Origin of the sequence: Herbaspirillum sp. LeCh32-8 (assembly GCF_017814915.1) — a bacterium.
Lineage (GTDB): Bacteria > Pseudomonadota > Gammaproteobacteria > Burkholderiales > Burkholderiaceae_D > Herbaspirillum.
Genome location: NZ_JAGIPZ010000005.1, coordinates 187,710 through 208,907 on the forward strand (window position 1 = coordinate 187,710; position 21,198 = coordinate 208,907).

Here is a 21,198-nt window from a genome sequence, read left to right on the forward strand (position 1 = left end):
CTTATGTGCTGCGATTTTTTTCAGTACGATACGCGACAACGCGAAAAATAATCAACAATTATTTGTTGTTTTGGATTCGTTTATGTTCTTAAATGTTCATACTTGATAATTATATTGGCCATGATGCTTAACCCACGGCAACAAACCCTGCTGGAATGCGTGCGCAAGCACATCACCATCTCGGTCGAAGAACTGGCGCAAAAGCTCAACGTGACCACGCAGACGGTACGCCGCGACGTCAAGGCCATGGTCGACGCCAAGCTGCTGGCGCGCTATCACGGCGGCGTCGGCCTGCTCTCCTCGACCGAGAACATCGCTTACCCGCAACGCCAGGTGATGAACGCCGAAGCCAAGCGCCGCATCGGCAAGGCCGTCGCCGCGCGCGTGCCGGACGGCTGTTCGCTGATCCTCAATCTCGGCACCACCACCGAGGAAGTCGCGCAGGCGCTGCACCAGCACAAGAACCTGCACGTGGTCACCAACAACCTGAACGTGGCCAACATGTTGGCCAGCAATACCGAGTCCGAGGTAATCGTCGCCGGCGGCGTGGTGCGCGCGCGCGATCGCGGCATCGTCGGCGAGGCGACCATCGATTTCATCCGCCAGTTCAAGGTGGACATCGGCATCATCGGTATCTCCAGCATCGAACTCGACGGCGTGCTGCGCGACTTCGACGCGCGCGAGGTGAAGGTTGCGCAGACCATCATCGAGCAATCGCGCCAGGTGTGGCTGGTGGCGGACTCCAGCAAGTTCGGGCGCCAGGCCCTGGTGAAGATGGCGCACCTGTCCCAAGTCGACGTGCTGTTCACCGACGCGCCGCCGCCGCCGGAGCTGGCCAAGCTGCTGGCCGAGACCGACGTCGAAGTGGTGCTGGCGACCTGATTCCCCTCTCTCCCTCTTCCCGTCCGCGGCATGCGCCGCGCTGCGCACCGGCGCGCGCGTGACCGCACTCCATGGCTGAGCTCCCGCAGTTGATCCTGTGTGGTCGCCACTTCCGTCTCTCTGTCGCAGTCTGATGTTCAGCCCCTATTTCTGGCGGCTTGACGACGTGGATCAAACCCGCCGCAATCGCCGATTTACCTCCTTGCAGCCCGGGACGATAGTGGAGCTGCGCACGGGCGGGCACGCCGTCGCGGGCATGGACATGCTTCCCCGCGCCCTTCCCGCTTCGCCGCGCATCTTTTTGAATTCTCCCAAGGAGTGCATATGACGCAAACAATGAAAGCGGCCGTCGTCCGCGAATTCGGCAAGCCCTTGAGCATCGAGGAAGTGCCCATTCCCGTGCCCGGCCCTAGCCAGGTGCTGGTCAAATTCGAGGCCAGCGGCGTGTGCCATACCGACCTGCACGCGGCGCACGGCGACTGGCCGGTCAAGCCCAACCCGCCGTTCATCCCCGGTCACGAAGGCGTGGGCTACGTGGCGGCAGTGGGCGCCGGCGTCAAGCGCATCAAGGAAGGTGATCGCGTCGGCGTGCCCTGGCTGCATACCGCCTGCGGCTGCTGCGGTCCCTGCCGCACCGGCTGGGAGACGCTGTGCGCCGACCAGCAGAACACCGGCTACTCGGTCAACGGCAGCTTCGCGCAATACGGCCTGGCCGATCCCGACTATGTGGGCGTATTGCCGGCCGCGCTGGAGTTCGGTGCAGCGGCGCCGGTGCTGTGCGCGGGCGTGACCGTCTACAAGGGCCTGAAGGAAACCGAGGTCAAACCCGGTGAATGGGTGGTCATCTCCGGCATCGGCGGGTTGGGTCACATGGCCGTGCAATACGCCAAGGCCATGGGCATGCACGTGGTGGCGGCCGACATTCACGAAGACAAGCTGGCGCTGGCCAAACAGCTCGGCGCCGACATGGTGGTCGACAGCCGCAGCGCCAATGCGGTGGCGGACGTGCAGCGCATCATCGGCGGCGTACATGGCGCGCTGGTGACGGCGGTCTCGCCCAAGGCCATGGAACAGGCGTTCGGCTTCCTGCGCGCGCGCGGCACCATGGCGCTGGTCGGCCTGCCGCCGGGCGACATTACGCTGCCGGTGTTCAATACGGTGTTGAAGCGCATCACCGTGCGCGGTTCCATTGTCGGCACGCGCCAGGATCTGGAAGAGTCGCTGGCGTTCGCGGCCGAAGGCAAGGTGGCGGCGCACTTCAGCTGGGACAAGCTGGACAACATCAACGCCATCTTCGCGCGCATGGAACAAGGCAAGATCGATGGCCGCATCGTGCTTGACCTGAGCTGATCCTGGTCTGCCCCGCAGCCGCCGGGCAACAATAAAAAGGGAGGCTTGCGCCTCCCTTTTTCGTCATCAGTTCATCCGCATCGGATCACCAGAATCCCAGCAGCTTCCACCACACGCTGCCGACCGTGGCGAAGATCAGGATCTCAATCACCGCCATCACCAACCCCACGCCCCACCACTTGCCCATGGACACATAACCGCTGCCGAAAATGATGGGCGAGGTGCCGGTGGCGTAATGGGTCAGCGTCATCATGATGGCCGAGCCGGCCGTCATCATCAGCATGAAGGGCATCACGTACTGCTGCGGCAGCAGCTGCGCGCCCACCGTCAGGAAGGCCAGCAGCATGGCGCTGATGTGCGCGGTGGTGCTGGCAAAGAAGTAGTGCGACAACACGAACACCAACAGCAGCACCGCCGCCACCGAGAACCAGCCCATGCCGCTGGCGACGATGGCGCCCTTCATGCCCTCCGAGAACCAGGCCACCACGCCGGTCTTGTTCAACTGCTCGGCCAGCATCACCAGCGCGCCGAACCAGACCAGCGTATCCCATGCGCTCTTTTCCGAGAGCACGTCGTCCCAATCGATGGTGCCGGTGATGATCAGCACGAACAGACCGACGAAGGCCACCACCGTCGGGTCCAGCGTGAAGGCCGCGCCCAGCAGCATGGCCGGCACGTTGGCCCACAGCAGCAGCAGCAAGGCGAAGGTCCCCAGCATCACCTTCTCGCTGGCGGCCAGCGGCCCCATCTTGGCCAGTTCGCCGCGCGCGTAGTCGACCGCATTGGGCGTGGCCTTCAACTCCGGCGGCGACAGCAGGTAGATCACCAGCGGCATGATCAGCAAACACACCAGGCCCGGCAGCAACATGCACAACGCCCAGGTGGTCCACGACAGCTGCAGCGCATGGCCGGTCGCCTTGGCGACGTAGTTCACCACCAGCGGATTGGGCGCGGTAGCGGTCAGGAACATGGCCGAGGTGATCGGGTTGGCGTGGTAGTTGACCAGCGCCAGGTAGCTGCCCACCTTGCCCTGCGTGCCCTTGGCCGGATCGGAGTCGAACGCGTTGGCAATCGACTTCATGATGGGATGCACGATGCCGCCGCCGCGCGCGGTATTACTGGGCGTGAACGGCGCCAGCACCAGTTCGCAGATGGCCAGGCCGTAGCCGATGCCGATGGTGCGCTTGCCCAAGAGCGCGATGAACATCAGGCCCACGCGCTTGCCCAGGCCGGTCTTCTTCAGTCCGCGCGAAATCAGGATCGCCACCACGATCAACCAGATCAAGGGATTGGAAAAGCTGGCCAGCGCATCGGCGATGGCACCCTTGGAAGAGTTGGACGTGACCTGCGACAGCGAAACGATGACGATGGCCATCATCGCCATTACGCCAATGGGCATCACCTTCAGGATGATCGCCACGATGGTGGTAAGAAAGATCGCCATCAGGCTCCAGGCCTTGGGATCGAGCCCTTGTGGACAAGGCGCCAGCAGCAGCAGGATCAGCACGGCGGTGGTGATCAGCGCCGGCCCCAGGCGAAATGGAACGGCGTCGTTGAAGTAGAGGAAAGTTGCTTTGATTTTTGCGAGCATGGCGTCATCCCGAAGACGAGTGAATGGCGAAGAGGCTGCGGCATTGCCGTGCAGCATCTCTGCGACCAGTATAGTCAGCTTCGCCACGCGGCCGTACCGCGGACTGGGGATGATTTGATCTGCGCTAGCTTATGGCGAATTTTTCGGCGCGGCGCGGGTGCACTATCCGGCCATTTGTTACATGCGACGCAGATGCAAAAAGGGCTTGCGTTCTTGGCGCAGGCCCTTGCCGATTTTCTCCATGGAGAAGCAATCGCGTAGCTTGCTCCACCCGGCCTCTCCGACATGCGGCCGAGAGCCCCTAATGAAAAAGGGATTCCGATTTCTCGGAATCCCTTTTCAGTACTGGTGGCCCCCCCGTGAGTCGAACACGGCACCAACGGATTATGAGTCCGCTGCTCTAACCAAGCATGAGCTAGGGGGCCAAAAAATCAGCCGGCGATTTTACCTCATCGCCGGCTGATCTTGACACCCTCTGGATCAATTACCTTCCAGGAAACTCTTCAGCTTGTCCGAGCGCGACGGGTGACGCAGCTTGCGCAGCGCCTTCGCCTCGATCTGGCGGATACGTTCGCGGGTCACGTCGAACTGCTTGCCGACTTCTTCCAGCGTGTGGTCGGTCGACATTTCGATACCGAAGCGCATGCGCAGAACCTTCGCCTCACGCGGGGTCAGCGAGTCGAGGATGTCCTTGACCACGCCGCGCATCGACGCATGCAACGCCGCGTCGGCCGGGGCCAGCGTGTTGTTGTCCTCGATGAAGTCGCCCAGATGCGAATCGTCGTCGTCGCCGATCGGCGTTTCCATGGAGATCGGCTCCTTGGCGATCTTCATGATCTTGCGGATCTTGTCTTCCGGCATTTCCATCTTGATCGCCAGCGTTGCCGGATCCGGCTCGGCGCCGGTTTCCTGCAGGATCTGACGCGAGATGCGGTTCATCTTGTTGATGGTCTCGATCATGTGCACCGGAATACGGATGGTGCGCGCCTGGTCGGCGATGGAGCGGGTGATCGCCTGACGGATCCACCAGGTCGCGTAGGTCGAGAACTTGTAGCCGCGACGGTATTCGAACTTGTCCACCGCCTTCATCAGGCCGATATTGCCTTCCTGGATCAGGTCCAGGAACTGCAGGCCGCGGTTGGTGTACTTCTTGGCGATCGAGATCACCAGACGCAGGTTGGCCTCGGTCATTTCACGCTTGGCCATGCGCGCCTTCTTCTCGCCGGCGCCCATCTTCTTGTTGATGGCGCGCAGGTCCTGCAGCGGCAGCACGACGCGCGCCTGCAGGTCGATCAGTTTTTGCTGCAGTTCCTTGATGGCCGGCACGTTGCGGCTCAGCACGGCGCTGTAGTCGTGGTTGGCGGCGACTTCGCCGTCGACCCAGTCCAGGTTCACTTCATTGCCCGGGAACACCTTGATGAAGTGGGTGCGCGGCATGTTGCACTTGTTGACCGCGACGTCCAGGATCTGGCGTTCGACGGTGCGCACTTCGTCCACCTGCGCGCGCAGGGTGTCGCACAGCTTCTCGACGACCTTGGCGGTGAAGCGGATGCCCAGCAGTTCGTTGGAGATGATTTCCTGTGCCTTGACGTAAGGCTTGGAGTTGTAGCCTTCCTTCTCGAACGCCTTGCGCATGTTCTCGAACTGGGTGGCGATGACGCCGAACTTGCCCAGCGCGTCGCGCTTCAACTGTTCCAGCTGCTCGGCCGAGAAGCCGGCGGCGCCGGAGCCGCTGCTCTCGCCTTCGTCTTCTTCTTCCTCTTCCTCGTCATCCTCTTCGTCCTCGTCGGAGTCATCTGAATCGGACGACGCTTCAACCTGCTGCTCGGATTCGTTGGGGTCGACCAGGCCGTCGACAATTTCGTCGACCTTGATCTCGTCCTTGGAGATGCGGTCAGCCGCGGCCAGGATCTCGGCGATCGTGGTCGGGCAGGCTGAGATGGCCTGGATCATGTCCTTCAGGCCGTCTTCGATGCGCTTGGCGATTTCGATTTCGCCTTCGCGAGTCAGCAGTTCGACCGAACCCATTTCACGCATGTACATGCGCACCGGGTCGGTGGTGCGGCCGAAGTCGGAATCGACGGTCGACAGCGCGGCTTCGGCCGCGGCTTCGGCATCGTCGTCGCTGGCCACGTTGGCCACGTTGTCCGACAGCAGCAGGGTTTCGGCGTCAGGAGCGTGCTCGTAGATCGAGATGCCCATGTCGCTGAAGGTGCCGATGATGCCTTCGATCGCTTCAGGATCGACGATGTTTTCCGGCAGGTGGTCGTTGATTTCGGCGAAGGTCAGGAAGCCGCGCTCCTTGCCCAGCTTGATCAGGGTCTTGAGCTTCTGGCGACGACGCTCCAGCTCTTCTTCGCTGGCTTCGGTGTCGGACGAGAAAGCGTCCTTCAGCAGCGCCTTTTCCTTGGCCTTGCGGTCCTTGGCCTTGGCCTTGTCGACCGCCTTCAGTTCGGCGCGCTCCATGGTGTTCAGCGCGGCGACTTCGTCGCTCTCGGGCTGGAACTCCTTGGGCTTGCGGCCACGACGGCCCGGCACCTTGACCGTCGGCAGCACATAGCCGGACGTGTCGATGGCTGCCAGTGCAGCGGCATCAGTGGTTTGGCTTACGCTCGACGACGCGGTCGAGCTGACGTCTTTGCCTTCGACCTTTGCTGCTTTGGTGGTCTTGGCGGTCTTGGTTTCGGGTTTCTTGGTGGTCACGGAAGTCTTCGATTTCACAGAAACCGCTTTTTCGGCGGCTTGAGGTAACTTGTTGGCTGGCGTTGCAGTCGCCTTCGGCGCTGCGGCGCGGGCCGGCTTGGCGGGAGCCGCCTTGGCTACCGCTTTGGGGGGCGTCGCTGCTGATGCAGTCTTTACTGCTGCAGTCTTGGCCGCCGCGGTCCTGTCTACCGCTTTCACGGCTTTGGCCGTGGTCGCAGTCGCCTTGACTGCGTCAGGTTTGGCGGCTGACGCCTTGGGTGGTTTGGCTGTGGCGGTCGATTTTACCGCCGTTGCCGTCTTCGTGCTGCTGGTGCTCTTTGCGGACGCTGCTGGAGTTTTCGCGGGTTTCTTCATTGCATTTGCCATAGAATCAACTGCCAACTGAGAAAATTAAGAATTCACTCATTGCGCCAATCAAGTCATGCTAATGATGCAACGTCGGTACCGATTACCCGGTAGACTCCGGCTGCACGCGCAACGTTCCTTTTTGCCTCTACGCCCTTCGATCGCGGACAGCGGGCAGTTTCGCCATTCCGCCTCCGGCCTGCGGTTGCGCCGCATACCGGCATCGCCGGCCCGGGACATTGGCGCAGGTCCGGGCCGCAATACAAGGGGCCGCCAGGGCGTGGAATGCAAGAGCTTCCCGGCGGAACTAAAGCCTTACAGTATAGCACAGATGGGGCTCTTTTCTTCCCGATCAAGCCGTGAACAACGCCGATCGCACGTGTAAATCACGGCAATTTGCACTGCTTTACCCCTTCGGCCGACGGATCCGGCGTTTTGCCAAGGGAGGCGCCCCCTATCGATCAGTTCTTGAGCACCGCGTTCATCTGGCTCTTCAGTACTTCCTTGAACTGGGTGATCTCGCGATAGCGGCTGCGCTCCTCTTCAGCCCTCAGCCCGGAAGCAATCAACACTTTCGTCTCTTCCTCGATCGCGCGGATCTTGCTCTGCAAGATTGCGCCGGCCATCTCGGCGCGCACGGCGTCGAACTCGGACTCGGTCTCGGAGGCGATCTCGGCGATCATCGAGTCGAACTCGGGACCAGCCTCGCGCAGATGCTCGACCAGCGCCGCAAAATTGGCCTGCTCGCCCATGCCCTGCGCCACGCCGACCAGATGCCCCAGCATCTCGGCGCGGTCCGGCGCAATGCTTGCCACCGCCTGCAGCGCCTCGTCATCAAGGTCGGCCGCCAACTGCGGATGCGCCACCAGCAGGCGCATGATCTGGCGCTCCAGCCCGGCCGGCGCGGTGCGCTTGGCGCGCGGCGGCGGCGCCTTCACGCGCGCCACAGGTTTTTCCAGCTCGAATAACGCTTCAATCTCGGCCGGGGTCGACTGCGTCGCCTGGGCCACGCTGCGCACGATCTGCAGCCGCAGCGCGGAGGCCGGCAAGGCCTGCAACATCGGCTTGGCAGCGAACTGCGCATGCGCACGCCCCTCGGGGGTGCGCATATCGTTCTCGCCGATGATCTCGCGCAGCAGGAACTGCGACAGCGGCAGCGCTTCGCGAATCTGCTCTTCAAAGGCCGGCGCGCCCATCTCGCGCACGTAACTGTCGGGGTCATGCTCCTTGGGCAGGAACAGGAACTTGATGATCTTGTTGTCGGACGCATGCGGCAGGCAGGCTTCCAGCGCGCGCCGCGCAGCGCGGCGGCCGGCGTTGTCGCCGTCGAAGCTGAAGATCACCTGGTCGGTCTGGCGCAACAGCTTCTGCACGTGTATCGGCGTGCAGGCTGTGCCCAGTGTCGCTACCGCCTGCGGAAAGCCCAGCTGCGCCAGCGCCACCACGTCCATATAGCCTTCGGTCACCAGCGCGTAGCCGGCTTCGCGGATCGCCTGCCGCGCCTCGAACAGGCCGTACAGCTCGCTACCCTTCTGAAATAACGGCGTTTCCGGCGAGTTCAAGTACTTGGGCTCGCCGCCGTCCATCACGCGCCCGCCGAAACCGATGACCTGGCCCTTGGTATTGCGGATGGGGAACATCACCCGGCCGCGGAAGCGGTCGTAGCGCTTGCGACGGCCGCCGGCGCCGTTGTCGTCTTCGCTCTTGTCGATCACCAAGCCGGATTCGACCAGCGCTTCGTTTTCGTACTCGGGGAACACCTGGCGCAGGCTATCCCACTCGTCGGGCGAATAACCCAGCCCGAAACGCGCGGCGATCTCGCCGGTCAGGCCGCGCCCCTTGAGATAGCCGATGGCCGGCTGGGCGCTGCGCAGCTGCGCGCGGTAGAAGTCATTGGCGCGCGACATCACGTCGGACAGCGCCATGCTTTTGGCCTGCTGTTGCTGGCGCTGCGCCAGCGGAATATTGTCTTCACGCTCGGGCACCACCATACCCACGCCCTGCGCAAGGTCCTTCACCGCTTCCACGAAGCCCATGCCGGAATACTCGATCAGGAAACTGATCGCAGTGCCGTGCGCGCCGCAGCCGAAGCAGTGATAGAACTGCTTGGTCGGGCTGACGGTGAAGCTGGGCGACTTCTCGTTGTGGAAGGGGCACAGCCCCATGAAGTTGGCGCCGCCCTTTTTCAGTTGCACGAACCGGCCCACCACGTCGACGATGTCGACGCGGTTGAGCAGATCCTGGATGAACGACTGTGGGATCACCTTGGCTAGGCGCTCAGGCGCGCAAAAGGAACGGCGACGATCAGGACGCCAGCGCGCCCTTGACCAGCGCCGACACCGCCGTCATGTCGGCACGACCGGCCAGCTTGGGCTTCAGGATAGCCATCACCTTGCCCATGTCCTGCGGGCCGGCGGCGCCGGTGGCAGCCACTGCGGCCTGCACCTCGGCCTTGATCTCGTCGTCGGAGAGCGCGGCGGGCATGTAGGCTTCCAGCACGACCAGCTCGGCCTTCTCGATGTCGGCCAGATCCTGGCGACCACCGGATTCGAACTGCGAGATCGAGTCCTTGCGCTGCTTGACCATCTTGTCGATGATGGCCAGCACGTGGGCGTCGGTCAGTTCCACGCGCTCATCGACCTCTTTTTGCTTCATCGCGGCCGTCAGCAGACGGATGGTGCCCAGCTTGCCCATTTCCTTGGCGCGCATGGCGGCTTTCATGTCTTCCGTGATTTGCTCTTTCAAACCCATTAGGTGCTCCGAAGATGAGGTGGATATTGTTGTGCTTGTCCTTGCCGCAGCCGCATGGCTGGCGAGGCAGGGACGGAAGGATGGCGACCTCGTGCGGCCTGGACTACTGCCCGATGCGTCCCTCTGCTCCGATCCCTAGGATCGTAGAACATAGACGGGCTTATCGCCAGTATCCGTCGTCGGCACGGACGTCGCCTCCCATCACCGATATGCGGCCGCAATCCGGAAAAACCAGACCGCGGGCTACGGGCGCCAGGAAGAAACGCTTTCGGCGAAAAATGCGAAAACCCGCTGCGGACCAACACCGGAGCGGGTTTACACATCAGCCGCACGAGCGCGCGGCGAGAAATTCTTAGTACAGCTTCTTCGGCAGCTGTTGGCTGCGGATGCGCTTGTAATGACGCTTCACGGCAGCAGCCAGCTTGCGCTTGCGCTCAGCGGTCGGCTTTTCGTAAAACTCGCGTGCGCGCAGTTCGGTCAGCAGACCAGTCTTTTCAATGGTGCGCTTGAAGCGGCGCATTGCGACTTCGAACGGCTCGTTTTCTTTAACACGAATAGTGGTCATTTAATTCAAACCAAAAAGGTTAGGCTGGATTAGCAAAGAAAGCGATTCTATCAGACAGAAGCCCCGATTGGAAGGCCAAACGTGGCATTTTTTCCACCGGAAGGCAAAAAACCGGATAAAAATCAAAAGCTTAGCGAGGCCCAGCTCAGGGACTCCATGAACTTGAGCGAAAACAGGCCTGTCTGCGTGCGCCTTCGTTGTCAAACGGACAACCCTGCCGCCACGCCCGACGCCCACGCCCACTGGAAATTGTAGCCGCCCAGCCAGCCGGAGACATCCACCGCCTCGCCCACGAAATGCAGGCCCGGCACCTTGTTGACCATCATGCTCTGCTGCGACAGCTCGCGCGTATCGACCCCGCCCAGCGTCACTTCGGCCTTGCGATAGCCCTCCGATCCGCTCGGCAGGATGACCCAGCGATTGAGCGAATCGCCCAGCTTGCGCAAGGACTTGTCGGGCATGTCGGCGATGCGGGCGTCGGCCGCGAAACCGTTGACCTTCAGCCAACCCTCGGCCAGGCGGCCGGGCAGCCACTGCGCCAGCAGGTTGCCGAGGTTCTTCTTCAGCGTGCCCTTGCCGGCGATCAGCGCCTCGGCCACATCCAGCTCGGGCAACAAGTTTAAGGTGAGCGGCGTGCTCAGCTTCCAATAGCTGGAAATCTGCAGGATGGCCGGGCCGGACAGGCCGCGGTGGGTAAACAACAGATCCTCCAGGAAATAACCCCGTTCCTTCTTCTGCCCGGTCTCGACCTCCACCTGCAGGGCCAGGCCGGACATTTCGGCAAACGGCTCCCAGTGGCGGCCGTCGAACGTCAACGGCACCAAGCCGGGACGCGTCTCGACCAGCTTGATATCGAATTGCCGCGCGATCCGGTAGGCGAAATCGGTGGCGCCGATCTTGGGAATCGACAAGCCGCCCGTGGCGATCACCACGCTCGAAGCCAGGATCTCGCCGGCGGCGGTGTCGATGCGAAACAGCTCGCCGTCCTTGCCGATGCCCTCGACCGCGCACGGCATGCGCCAGGCCACGTTGCCGGCATCGCACTCGGCCTTGAGCATGGCGATGATGTCTTCGGCCGAGTCGTCGCAGAACAGCTGGCCCTTGTGCTTTTCATGAAAGCCGATGCGATAGCGCTTGACCAGCGCCAGGAAGTCCTGCGGCGTGTAGCGCGACAAGGCGCTGCGGCAGAAATGCGGATTCTGCGAGAGGTAGTTCTGGGGGCCGGCGCCGATGTTGGTGAAGTTGCAGCGGCCGCCGCCGGAGATGCGGATCTTCTCGGCCAGCTTGCCGGCGTGGTCGATCAGCACCACGCGCTTGCCGCGCTGCCCGGCCACCGCCGCGCACATCATGCCGGCGGCTCCGGCGCCGATCGCGGCCACGTCAAATTGTTGTTGCGCACTACCCATGGTTCCTCCGACATGCATCTCGGATGCAGCCCGAGGTCGCTTGAAAACCGTGATTGTCCGCGATCCGGCCTCCCGAAGACAAGAGCGGGCCACGCCGCAGACGCAGAAAAGACAAGGGGCCGGCATCTCCCGATACCGGCCCCCTGCCCTCTTTCGCCTTGCCATCCCCGCGCTCTGCCATCGCCGGGATGTCGCGGCTACCGAAAACGCTTCACTGAAAATACGGCGGCGGCGCCTCTCCCATCCACAGCTCGGAAGACAGTCGCATCATGTCGTTGAGCGAACCGCGCTGGGCGAACATCTGGCGCAGCCAGCCGGCGTCGGACAGGCGGTCGTGCGCGATGCGGCGCAGGCGCTGCACGGTCTGCTGCTCGGCCTCGTTCTGCACATAGGGCTCCAGCACCTGCAATTGCTGCAGCAGGTGTTCGAAGATCGGCAGCTTGCGCGACGCCGACGGCGTCGCGCCATGCAGCGCCAACATGCCGTTCAGGCCGAACCGGCTGGCCTCGAAACGGTTGTACTGGTATAGCAGGTAAAAATCGTCCCCGACCACGAAGGGCCGCTCGGTCAGCACCCAGCGCGCCAGCAGTTGCGCATAAGCGCCCAGGTGCGCCGCGTGCTCGATGGTCAGCGGTGTGTCGCACACGCGGATCTCGACTGTGCCGTATTCGGGCTTGGGACGGATGTCCCAGTAGAAGTCCTTCATGCTGGCGACGATGCCCATCTGGATCAGTTCGTCGTAATAGGTCTCGAACTCGGCCCACTTGGTGTGCACCGGCGCCGTCCCCGACAACGGGAAGGCGCGCACCACGTTGCTGCGCGACGAGTCGAACTTGGTGTCGGCCCCCTGATAGAACGGCGAGGCCGCCGACAGCGCGATGAAGTGCGGCACGTAGCGGGAGAAGGCGTGGGTCAGGTACAGCGCATCGTCGCCGTTGGGCACGCCGATGTGGATGTGCTGGCCGAACACGGTGAAGGTCTTGGCCAGGTAACCGTACTTCTCGTGCAGATAGTGGAAGCGCTCGCTGGGCGTGATGCGCTGCTCGTTCCAATGCTGGAACGGATGTGCGCCGCCGCCGGAGACGTCGATGTTGAGGTAGCGCGCGCCGTTGTTGAGCGCGGCGCGCAGGCCCTTTAGCTCCTCGATCAGGTCGTCTACGCGGGTGTGCACGCTGGAGTTGAGCTCGATCATGCCCTGCGTCATTTCCAGCTTGATTTGCTTTTGCAGATCGCGCGGCTCGATCCAGTTCAGCAGGTCGACCGCGTCGCTGGCCAGATTGTAGTTGCGACGGTTGACCAGTTGCAGCTCCAGCTCGATGCCCATGGTGAAGGGCGTGGACGAACTGAACGGCAGGATGCCCGCGCTGGTCTGCGGACCGGCCACGTGTTCTCGATGTACGGCCTCGGCGTGAGGCGCTTGGATCAGTGTCTCGGTATTCATTCGCGTCCACTCTCTCCGGATTTAATGAGGGCAAACTGCGTCGCCACCGGCCCCATGAATTCCAGCACCACCATGGCGCCCGCCAGCAGCGGCAGCACGTTGGCCGTGGTGTGCGGGTACAGCGACGACACCGTTTGCATCAGCCCCACCCCGACCTCGGTCATGGGCAGGGTTCCCAATGTCAGCAGGCCAGCCTGGCGCCAGTTCATGCGTGCGAAACGCGCGAACAGGAACACGCCGCAGGCCATCGCCAGGAAGCGCGCCGCCACCAGCACCAGCACCGAGAAGCCGAGCACGGTCAGGTCGGACAGGCGCATCGATGCACCCACGGTGACGAACAGCATCACGATGAACAACTCGTTGGCCACGCCGAACTCCAGCTCCATCAGGTCGAACTGACGATCCAGGTTCTTCGACAGGATGGCGAAGATCAGCATGGTCAGCATCACCGGAAGATGCAGCGCATGCGCCACGCCGATGGCCAGCGCAATCACCGAAATCACCAGCACGAACTGCCAGCTTCCCTCGCGTCCCAACAGGCGCGCCAGCGGCATCATCAGCCAGTAGGTGAGGTAGGCCAGGATGGCCGAACCGAACAGCGAGTACAGCGTGTGCTGGATCAGCGTGGACACCGGCGTGCCGGCCTCGTGCGCAATCACCGGCAAGAGCGCATAGGCGGCCAGCACGGCGACAAAATTATTGAGCGCGGTCATCGCCGCCAGGCGGCGCGTGACCTGGCCCTCGGCCTTGAGGTCGCGCAGCACCACCAGCACCACCGCCGGCGCGGTGGCGATCGCCATCACGCCGCCCAGCAGCGCCATGACGTTATCGGAACCGAACCAGGACAGCGCCACGCTGACGAACACGAAGCACAACACCGCCGACGTGCCCACCGTGATCAGCAGCCACTTCTCGCGGCGCAGCCAGCCGATGTCGACGTAGCGACCGAGCTGGTAGACCACCAGCGCGACGGCGATATCGGCGAAGACGTTGGTGACCTTTAAGACTTCACCCGACAGCAGGTTGAGCCCGCCGGCGCCCAGCAGGAAGCCGACCAGCAGATAGCCCGTGATGCGCGGCACCCACGGCGATTTGGAAACGATATAGCCCGCGATCAGCCCGAACAGCAGCAGACCGCCGAATACCAGCAAGGCATTCCATTGCAGCGTCTGTGCGAGGGTGAAAGACGGAAGAGCCCACTCCATAACTCCTCCTGAACAAAGGTTCGGATTATTGAGACCGCGCGGCATACAACACGCTCAATACACGCAACATTGCGCAAACAATGTCGTGCAAGAGCGGCGCGCGGATCGCGAGAGCGCCGGTAAGCCGTTCGACGTGTCGATGGATGCTTGCCCGATGATGACGGTGCGACCCGATGATGGCCGACCGATGATGCTGCTCGTCGCGATGATCTTTTTTATATTACAACGGAATAACTGCTTTCCTTGGTTTGGTGTTTTTCGATTGGGGAATTTATCCGCAGCGCATTGAGTCAGGGTTCAAGAGTTTTCGGTGCCCCATTGTTCCCTCAGGCTGCCGTCGGCGGTAATCAGAGCAGACCTGATTCGCTTGTCAGAAAACACCGACATCAGCGCGCCGCGATAACGCGCCAATTGCGCAGCGTAGGCGACGCGCTCGCTGTCGAGCAGGCGGCGTTTGTAATCAAGGATCCAGACCTCGTCGTCGAACATCACCACGCGGTCGCAGCGCAGCACGCCGGCCGGCGTGACGATCTCCATCTCGTTGCGCGCCCAGCGGTGCAGCGCAGGATTGAAGAAGCGCTCCAGCTGCGCCTGCGCAAACACCTGGCGCGCCTGCGCGTGCACGGTCTGCGCCATGTCGGCGGACACGCCCAGCCAGCGCACCAGCGCCGACGCCGGCGGCAGCCGCGGCGGCCAGGCCGATCCATGCGTCAGGCGTTCCAGCAAGGCGTGCAGCGCCACCCCTTCGTCGATGGCGGCGGTCGACGCCAGCGTGCCATCTTCGGTGATCGCCGCCGGCGCATCATCGTCCTCGTCGACGGCTGTGCCGAACAGCGAAGGCGGCGCCGGGCGCGGGTCGAACAGCGATAGCGAAAAACTCTGCGCAGTGGCGGCCACTTCCGCACCGCCCACCGCCTCGTCGTCGATCTCGCGCACCGGCCCGCCGCCGGCGAACAGGCGCTGATACCAGCTGCGGTCCTGCACGCCGCCCTCGCCTGCGCCGCGCGTGCCGGCCACGCCCGATACCAGCAGCAACTGCTTGGCGCGCGTGACGGCGACGTACAGCAAATTCCAGTCCTCCTGCTGGCGGAAGCTTTCCTCGGCATCAAACAGCGGCGCACGCGCGCGGCCGCGTTCGCTGCGACGGCCGAAGGCGGAGAAGTGCGTGGGCGCGTCCTCATCCTGCGGCCACTCGCAAAGAATGCCGACGTTGTCGTCGACCGAGTCACTGTGGTTGGCATCCAGGATCGCCACCACCGGCGCCTCCAGGCCCTTGGCGCTGTGCACGGTGAGAATGCGCACGGCATCGGCCGCGGCGTCGACGCTGGCCTCATCGGGCGCGTCGCCGCCGGCGCTGCGCTGCAGGACGCGCAGGGCATCGATGAACTTGGGCAGGCTGGGATAGCGGCCGGCATCCATGTTCAGCGACAGTTCGACGAAGGCAGCGATGTTGCCCAGCGTCTGGCTGCGCGTGAGCGGCGAGGCGTTCTGCGCGTAGCGCGCCACCAGCTCGCCCTGGTGCAGGATCATGTCCAGCAGGTCGTGCACCGGCAGGTGCGGCGCGACGTGCAGCCAGCGTTCCAGCATATTGACCGCACGCACGATCTCGGCCGAGGCCGAACCGGCGCGCTGCATCGCCTGCATGCGCCACCACCAGTGGCCGGCGCCGCCCTGCTCGTCTGCATGAGAAGCGATCTGGATCAGGTCGTCATCGGCGGCGCCGATGATCGGGCTTTTCAACACATGCGCCAGCGCGCGCGTGTCGTTGGGCGTGATCAGGAAGGTCAGCAACGCGATCAGGTCGGCGATCTCCAACGATTCCAGCAAGCCGCCGCGCTTGTCGGAAATGAACGGGATCCCGGCCGAACGCAGCGCGCTCTCGTAAGCCGCCAGATGGGTGCGCTTCCTGACCAGCAGCATGACGTCGCTCCAACGCATGGCGCGCGTGGATTTGCCGTCGACTACCGCCACTTCGCGGCTGGCCTTGATCAGCGCCTGGGCCAGCGCCTCGCCTTCCAGACGACGACGCGCGTCTTCTTCTTCCGCGCGCGGCGTGAGCAGCGGATTGCGCCAGGCGATCACCGGCTCGGATGGATCCGCATCGCTGCCCTCTTCTGCCGGCGACGCTGCGTCTTCCGGGTCGTCTTCAGCCGCCTTGGCCAGCGGCAGACGCCACACCTCGCCGCCATCCAGGCCCAAGGTGGTCTGCGGTGCGAACAAGGCATTGCCGCCCTTGACGAAGGACAGGTTCAACACCTCCACCACCGCGCTGGCGTTGCGCCGCGTCTGGTTGGCGCGCAGGATGGCCGCGCCCTGCGCGCGCAGCATATCGCGCGCGGCGATGAACACGCGCGGCTCGGCGCGCCGGAAGCGATAGATCGATTGCTTGGGATCGCCCACCACGAACACCGTCGGCTGCGCGGCATCGTCGCCATAGGCGCGCAGCCACGAGCGCACGATGCTCCACTGCAGCGGGTTGGTGTCCTGGAATTCGTCCAGAAGGATGTGCTTGTAGCGCGAATCCAGGCGCGTCTGCAGATAGGCCGCGCTGGCCTCGTCGTTGAGCAGGCGATAGGCCTGCCATTCGAGGTCGGCGAAGTCGAGCGCGCGCTGCTCGGATTTCACTTCCTGATAGAAGTCCAGATACGCGCGCCCCGCCGCAAACACCGCGCGGTTGAGCTGCATCACCAGCTTTTCCTTGCTGCGCAGCTGGAAGGCCTTGAGCACCTCGCCCACTGAAGTGAACTCGTCCTCGAAGGCTTGCAACGCGCCTTCTTCGCTACCGTCGAAATGTTTCAGCAGCGCCGCCAGCAGCGACTTCACCTTGCCGTTCTTGCGCGGCTTGTCCTTGTCGTCGAAGAACTGGAGATACAGCGCATCGAAATTCTCCAGCGACGGCCCTGCGCTGAGCGCGCTTTCGATGGCCACCGCACGCGTCTTATTGGCGGCTCCGCCCTGGCCCAGCCACACCGCCAGTTGCTCGATGCGCGCGCACAGCGGGGCCTCGTCCCACAACGACAGGCGTGCGTCCAGGCGCGCATCGTCGCCGCATAATTGCGCCAGCCACAGCAGCGGCGTGGGCATCTCCACCTCATCAGCGTCGTCGCCGTCATGCTGGGTCGAGGCCCACCATTCGGCGCGCTTGTCGATGAAGGCGTCAAGCAAATTGCGGGCATTGAAGTCGCCGGCCAGCTCGTACAATTCCAGCAACGCGGCCTTGGCGCTTGCGCCCTTGGCGGTGCGCAGATGCTGCATGAAACGGCGATAGGCCTCATCCAGCAGTTCGCCGTTCTTCTCGGTCAGCGTATATCCGTGCGGCACACCGGCGGCCAGCGGCGCGATCTGCAACAGGCGCGCAAACCAGCTGTGAAAGGTATCGATCGACAGGCTCTGTTCGGAAGACAGGATGCGTTCATACAAACCGCGCGCGGCCGGCATCAAGCGCGCCAGATCCGCCTCGGCCACGCCGCGCTGGCGCAACAGCGCGGCTGCGCCGGCGTCGTCGGCCAGCGCCAGCTCATGCAGCAGCTCCATCAGGCGCTCGCGCATCTCCTGCGCCGCCTTGCGGGTGAAGGTGATCGCCAGCAGTTCGCTGGCCTGGGCGCCGGCCAGCAGAAGGCGCAGCATGCGCGCCACCAGCAGCCAGGTCTTGCCGCTGCCGGCGCAGGCCTCGACAACAACGGAATGACGCGGATCGCAGGCAGCGCGCGTGAACACTGCGGCGTCGACGGCAGCGCCGTCGACCTCGTAGGCGGCGGGGATGATCTTGTCGCTCACAGCCACGCCCCCTTGCGGCACAGGCCGCGCATGTCGCAGTACTGGCAAACGCTCTCGATGCCATTGGCCGGCAGGGCCGCGCCCTGCGCCACGGCGTGCATGGTGGTGGAGATCTGCTGTTTCAACATCTGCTGCTTGCGTGCGAATTCGGGGGCGGCGGCGTCGCCGGTTTTCTTGTCAGCGCCCAGTTCCAGCGCCACGTAGTGCGCGCTGTCGATGCGGCCATCGGCCAGCAAGCCGTAGAAGGCCAGCTGGTGATCATCCTCGTCCTTGACCTTTTGTTTCAGGCTCGCCAGCGCGCGCGTCTTGTAGTCCAGCAGCGCGCGCTCGCCGGCCTCGTTTTCATCGACCCGGTCGAGGCGGCCATACAGCTCGATGGCGCCGCCGTCCCAGGCCAGCATGTGAGAGCGCGCCTCCTCGCCGATCAGGAAGTGCCAGCCCTGCGATTCACGCTCGTTGGCCCACAACAGATAAGCCGGCATCACCTTCTGCCAACGCGCGTAAAACGCCAGCGCAGCCGGGTGCTGGTTCATTTCGCGATTAAAGACCTCGGCCGACAAGGCCTCCAGCAAGGGCCCGCGCTCGGCTGACGGTGTCCTACGGTCGCGCACGGCTTCGTGATAGCGGGTCAGGATCTCGTGCAGCCAGCTGCCGTAGTCGCGCTTCTCGGGCATGTCGGAGAGCTCGTCCATCACCGCCACGCGCAGCATGCGCTGGGCAAAGAACTGATACGGACACGCCAGGAAGCTGCCGAAGGAGCTCGACGACAATTTGGTCGGCAACAGCTGCGGTGCGCACGGCGCGGGCATCACGGAAGGCTGCGCCTGCAGCGTCTTCTCGGGCGGCGGCAACTGGATCTGGCGCAACGGCGCTTGCGCTTCCTGCGCCAGTTTCAGCTCCAGCCGCTGCAGCCATGGACTGACCGGATTTGGCTCGCCGTCCTGCTGGGTCTGCCAGCACAGCACCACCTCGTCGTTGACGCACAGCAGCTCTGCCAGGTCGCGCAATTGCTGGCGCTGGCGCGTGGCACGTGTGGCCAGTCCCAACTCGCGCCGCACGGCGTTGGAAAAGAACAGCGTCTCCTGCGGCGGCGACGGCAGATGCGCGGCATCGGCGCCGATCACCAGCACTGCGTCGAAGCGGCGCAGGCGCGCGCCGTTCAGCGGCAGCATCACCACCCGGCGGTCGCTGATGGGCGGCATGTAGGAGGTGGCGTCGAGCCGCAGGTTGAGCAAGGCGCGCCACTCGGGGAAGGAGAATTCGTCCTGCAACGGCGAGCTGCTTTGCTCGGCGGCGATCTCGTCAAGCAGCAGCAGGCATTGCTCGCCGGCGATGTCGGCCCGCAGCGCGGCCTCCATGTCCAGCGCGGTGAACATCGCGCGCTCGGTGCGGCACCAGCCGGCCAGCGTCTTGCGTCCGCCGAACTGGGCGGCCTGCCGTGCCAGCGCAGCGATGCGTTCGAGGTCACCGGGGTTCGTCGCATCGGCGAACGCGCGTTGCAAGGCGCTCCAGTCGCCGGCGATGTTGGCGCGCCGCAGGCGCGCTTCGATGCGCATCACGCGGTCGGCGCGCTCTTCGTCGGCGGCAAACACGAACGGCGACTTCAACAGATCGAGCAAGGCGCCGGTCTCGCCGCGCGACGACACCAGTTCGTTCCACGCCGCCAGCGCGGCGGCGGCGCGCGTGGTGGAAAGTTTCCAGCCGGTCTCGTCGGCCACCGCCACCTGGGCGCGTTCCAGCAGCGCGCGCAGGCGACGCGCGGTGACGCGATCCTGCGCCACGACGGCGATGTCGCTCTTGCCCTGCTCCAGCCAGCGCAGCACGATCTGCGCGCTCTGCACGGCGGCGTTCTCCAGATCGCCGGCAGGGCACAATGCAGGCAGCGCGGTGCGCGCCCGGTCTTCTGCGATCTGCGCGGGCGCATCCATCGGCCAGGAGGGCGGCGACAGGCCGTCTTCTTCCTCAGCCAACTCGGACCAGGCGCCCAGATAAACAGGATGCAGGGGCGCGATCGCGGCGCGACTCCAATCCAGCGTGACCACACGCACCGGCTGGCGCTGGGCCCAGGCGGCAAGGAAGGCGGCGTCCAGCGGTTCGGGCGGGGTGGGGCTGATCCAGATCAGCGGCATGGCGGCGCCGGCGGCGAGGTCCAACATGGCGTCGAAGCGCTGGGCAATGCGGTCGCTGGCGTCCAGCTGCCCCTTCCATACCTGCCATACCAGCTGTGCTTCGTCGGACAGCATGCCGTGCGCCGACGGCGCCAGCGGTTCCAGCAGTTGCGCCAGCGCCTGCCGCCAGCGTCCTTCGGTGAGATCGTCGGCGTCGGCGCTGGCGCGGATCTCGGGCAACAGCGCCATGGTGAGTTCGTCGGACAGGGCCAGCAGCGTGTGCGCCAGCGGCAGCAGGTCGGCGTTGCGACGCGCGGAAAACATTTTCTTCAGCCAGCCGTGCTCGCGCAATTGCGCATACAGCTGCATCAGGCGTTCGCTCTCAGGCGGCGCTGCGTGCTCGCCGGGAGGCTGCATCGCAAGCAGGCCCGAGGGCGTATTGATGCGCGGCGCGATGTAAGGCCGGCGCAATTCGCGCGTCAGGGCCGCCTTGAAATTCTGCGCATGGGAAAACGCCGGCACCAGCAGCTGGCAAGCCGAAAAGTCGAGCGCGTCGCCGCCCTGCGCCGCCAGCGCATCACCCAGCGGCTGTCCTTCCTCTAACAGCAGGCGCACGGCCTGCTGCCAGAAATCGGGGGACGGCGGAATCGGTACGGTCGCTAACGGCATGCGTTCTCTAATATAGGCAGGGCGCTCGCAAGGAGCGTCGTCGATTGTATTTTTCTCTCGGCCCGACAGATATTTTCAATCGCGCCGGGCGCGCGAGCTGCAGCGCATTGTAATGCCAGCGACGCGGCGCGTTGCGCCCGCATCCAAGCCAGCCCTCCGCAAAGCCGCCCGCAGTCTGCGCGCGCCTCATGGACACGGCATGAGGACGGCTGGCAACAGCGCCGTCGGGCACGACCACACTTTTGGCGAAAATGGGTTATGATTGCCTCCGTACCCCGCCGCTTTACCCCTGCCGCGCTTCAAAAACAACTTGAATTGGCGCGCAACGACTCCACGTAGACTCTGCAACTCCGGAAGCGTTGATGGCTCACGCCAGGCAAACGGTATCTGTCCACCGGCGCTATT

13 protein-coding genes and 1 tRNA gene are annotated in these 21,198 nt (G+C 64.0%); 3 read left to right on the top strand and 11 right to left on the bottom strand.

Annotated features, from left to right (window positions below):
* Window positions 1-123: 123 nt before the first annotated feature.
* On the top strand, window positions 124-882 hold the full coding sequence (locus J8I26_RS11675) for a DeoR/GlpR family DNA-binding transcription regulator (protein WP_280868802.1): 759 nt from the start codon (window positions 124-126) through the stop codon (window positions 880-882).
* A gap of 324 nt (window positions 883-1,206) precedes the next feature.
* Window positions 1,207-2,232, top strand: a complete 1,026-nt coding sequence (gene adhP / locus J8I26_RS11680) for an alcohol dehydrogenase AdhP (protein WP_209607277.1) — start codon at window positions 1,207-1,209, stop codon at window positions 2,230-2,232.
* 85 nt (window positions 2,233-2,317) lie between these two features.
* Here the strand turns inward: adhP and J8I26_RS11685 are convergent, their stop codons facing one another.
* From J8I26_RS11685 to rpoD, 3 genes are all read right to left on the bottom strand, one after another.
* Complete coding sequence (locus tag J8I26_RS11685; RefSeq protein WP_209607278.1) at window positions 2,318-3,823, bottom strand: DASS family sodium-coupled anion symporter; 1,506 nt, start codon at window positions 3,821-3,823, stop codon at window positions 2,318-2,320.
* Between the two features lie 346 nt (window positions 3,824-4,169).
* Window positions 4,170-4,248, bottom strand: a tRNA-Ile gene (locus J8I26_RS11690).
* Between the two features lie 55 nt (window positions 4,249-4,303).
* Entirely contained in the window at window positions 4,304-6,526 is a 2,223-nt protein-coding gene (gene rpoD, locus J8I26_RS11695) for an RNA polymerase sigma factor RpoD (protein ID WP_348635311.1), read from the bottom strand.
* Between the two features lie 112 nt (window positions 6,527-6,638).
* On the opposite strand from rpoD, the gene J8I26_RS22865 reads away from it, so the two are divergent.
* A complete protein-coding gene (locus J8I26_RS22865; RefSeq protein WP_348635312.1) occupies window positions 6,639-6,911 on the top strand; it encodes a hypothetical protein in 273 nt (90 codons plus the stop codon).
* 421 nt (window positions 6,912-7,332) lie between these two features.
* On the opposite strand, the gene dnaG is transcribed toward J8I26_RS22865, so the two are convergent.
* The 8 genes from dnaG to J8I26_RS11735 all read right to left on the bottom strand — a co-directional run bounded on the left by dnaG (window position 7,333) and on the right by J8I26_RS11735 (window position 20,793).
* Entirely contained in the window at window positions 7,333-9,135 is a 1,803-nt protein-coding gene (gene dnaG, locus J8I26_RS11700) for a DNA primase (protein ID WP_209607280.1), read from the bottom strand.
* 40 nt (window positions 9,136-9,175) lie between these two features.
* Window positions 9,176-9,622 (bottom strand): GatB/YqeY domain-containing protein, encoded by a 447-nt coding sequence (locus J8I26_RS11705; protein ID WP_209607281.1) that lies wholly within the window; start codon window positions 9,620-9,622, stop codon window positions 9,176-9,178.
* 352 nt (window positions 9,623-9,974) lie between these two features.
* Window positions 9,975-10,187: a 30S ribosomal protein S21 gene (gene rpsU / locus J8I26_RS11710; protein ID WP_006462949.1), complete on the bottom strand. Its 213-nt coding sequence runs from the start codon at window positions 10,185-10,187 to the stop codon at window positions 9,975-9,977.
* Window positions 10,188-10,387: 200 nt separating this feature from the next.
* On the bottom strand, window positions 10,388-11,593 hold the full coding sequence (locus J8I26_RS11715; RefSeq protein ID WP_209607282.1) for an NAD(P)/FAD-dependent oxidoreductase: 1,206 nt from the start codon (window positions 11,591-11,593) through the stop codon (window positions 10,388-10,390).
* Between the two features lie 211 nt (window positions 11,594-11,804).
* Window positions 11,805-13,034 (bottom strand): YbdK family carboxylate-amine ligase, encoded by a 1,230-nt coding sequence (locus J8I26_RS11720; protein WP_245200270.1) that lies wholly within the window; start codon window positions 13,032-13,034, stop codon window positions 11,805-11,807.
* Window positions 13,031-14,239, bottom strand: coding sequence for a cation:proton antiporter (locus J8I26_RS11725; protein ID WP_209607283.1), 1,209 nt, complete (start codon window positions 14,237-14,239; stop codon window positions 13,031-13,033). Before J8I26_RS11725 ends, J8I26_RS11720 begins: the two co-directional genes overlap by 4 nt.
* Before the next feature lie 297 nt (window positions 14,240-14,536).
* Window positions 14,537-18,022, bottom strand: coding sequence for a UvrD-helicase domain-containing protein (locus J8I26_RS11730; protein WP_209607284.1), 3,486 nt, complete (start codon window positions 18,020-18,022; stop codon window positions 14,537-14,539).
* A complete protein-coding gene (locus J8I26_RS11735) occupies window positions 18,013-20,793 on the bottom strand; it encodes a PD-(D/E)XK nuclease family protein (RefSeq protein ID WP_209607285.1) in 2,781 nt (926 codons plus the stop codon). The genes J8I26_RS11730 and J8I26_RS11735 overlap by 10 nt, the downstream gene beginning before the upstream one ends.
* Window positions 20,794-21,198: the final 405 nt, after the last annotated feature.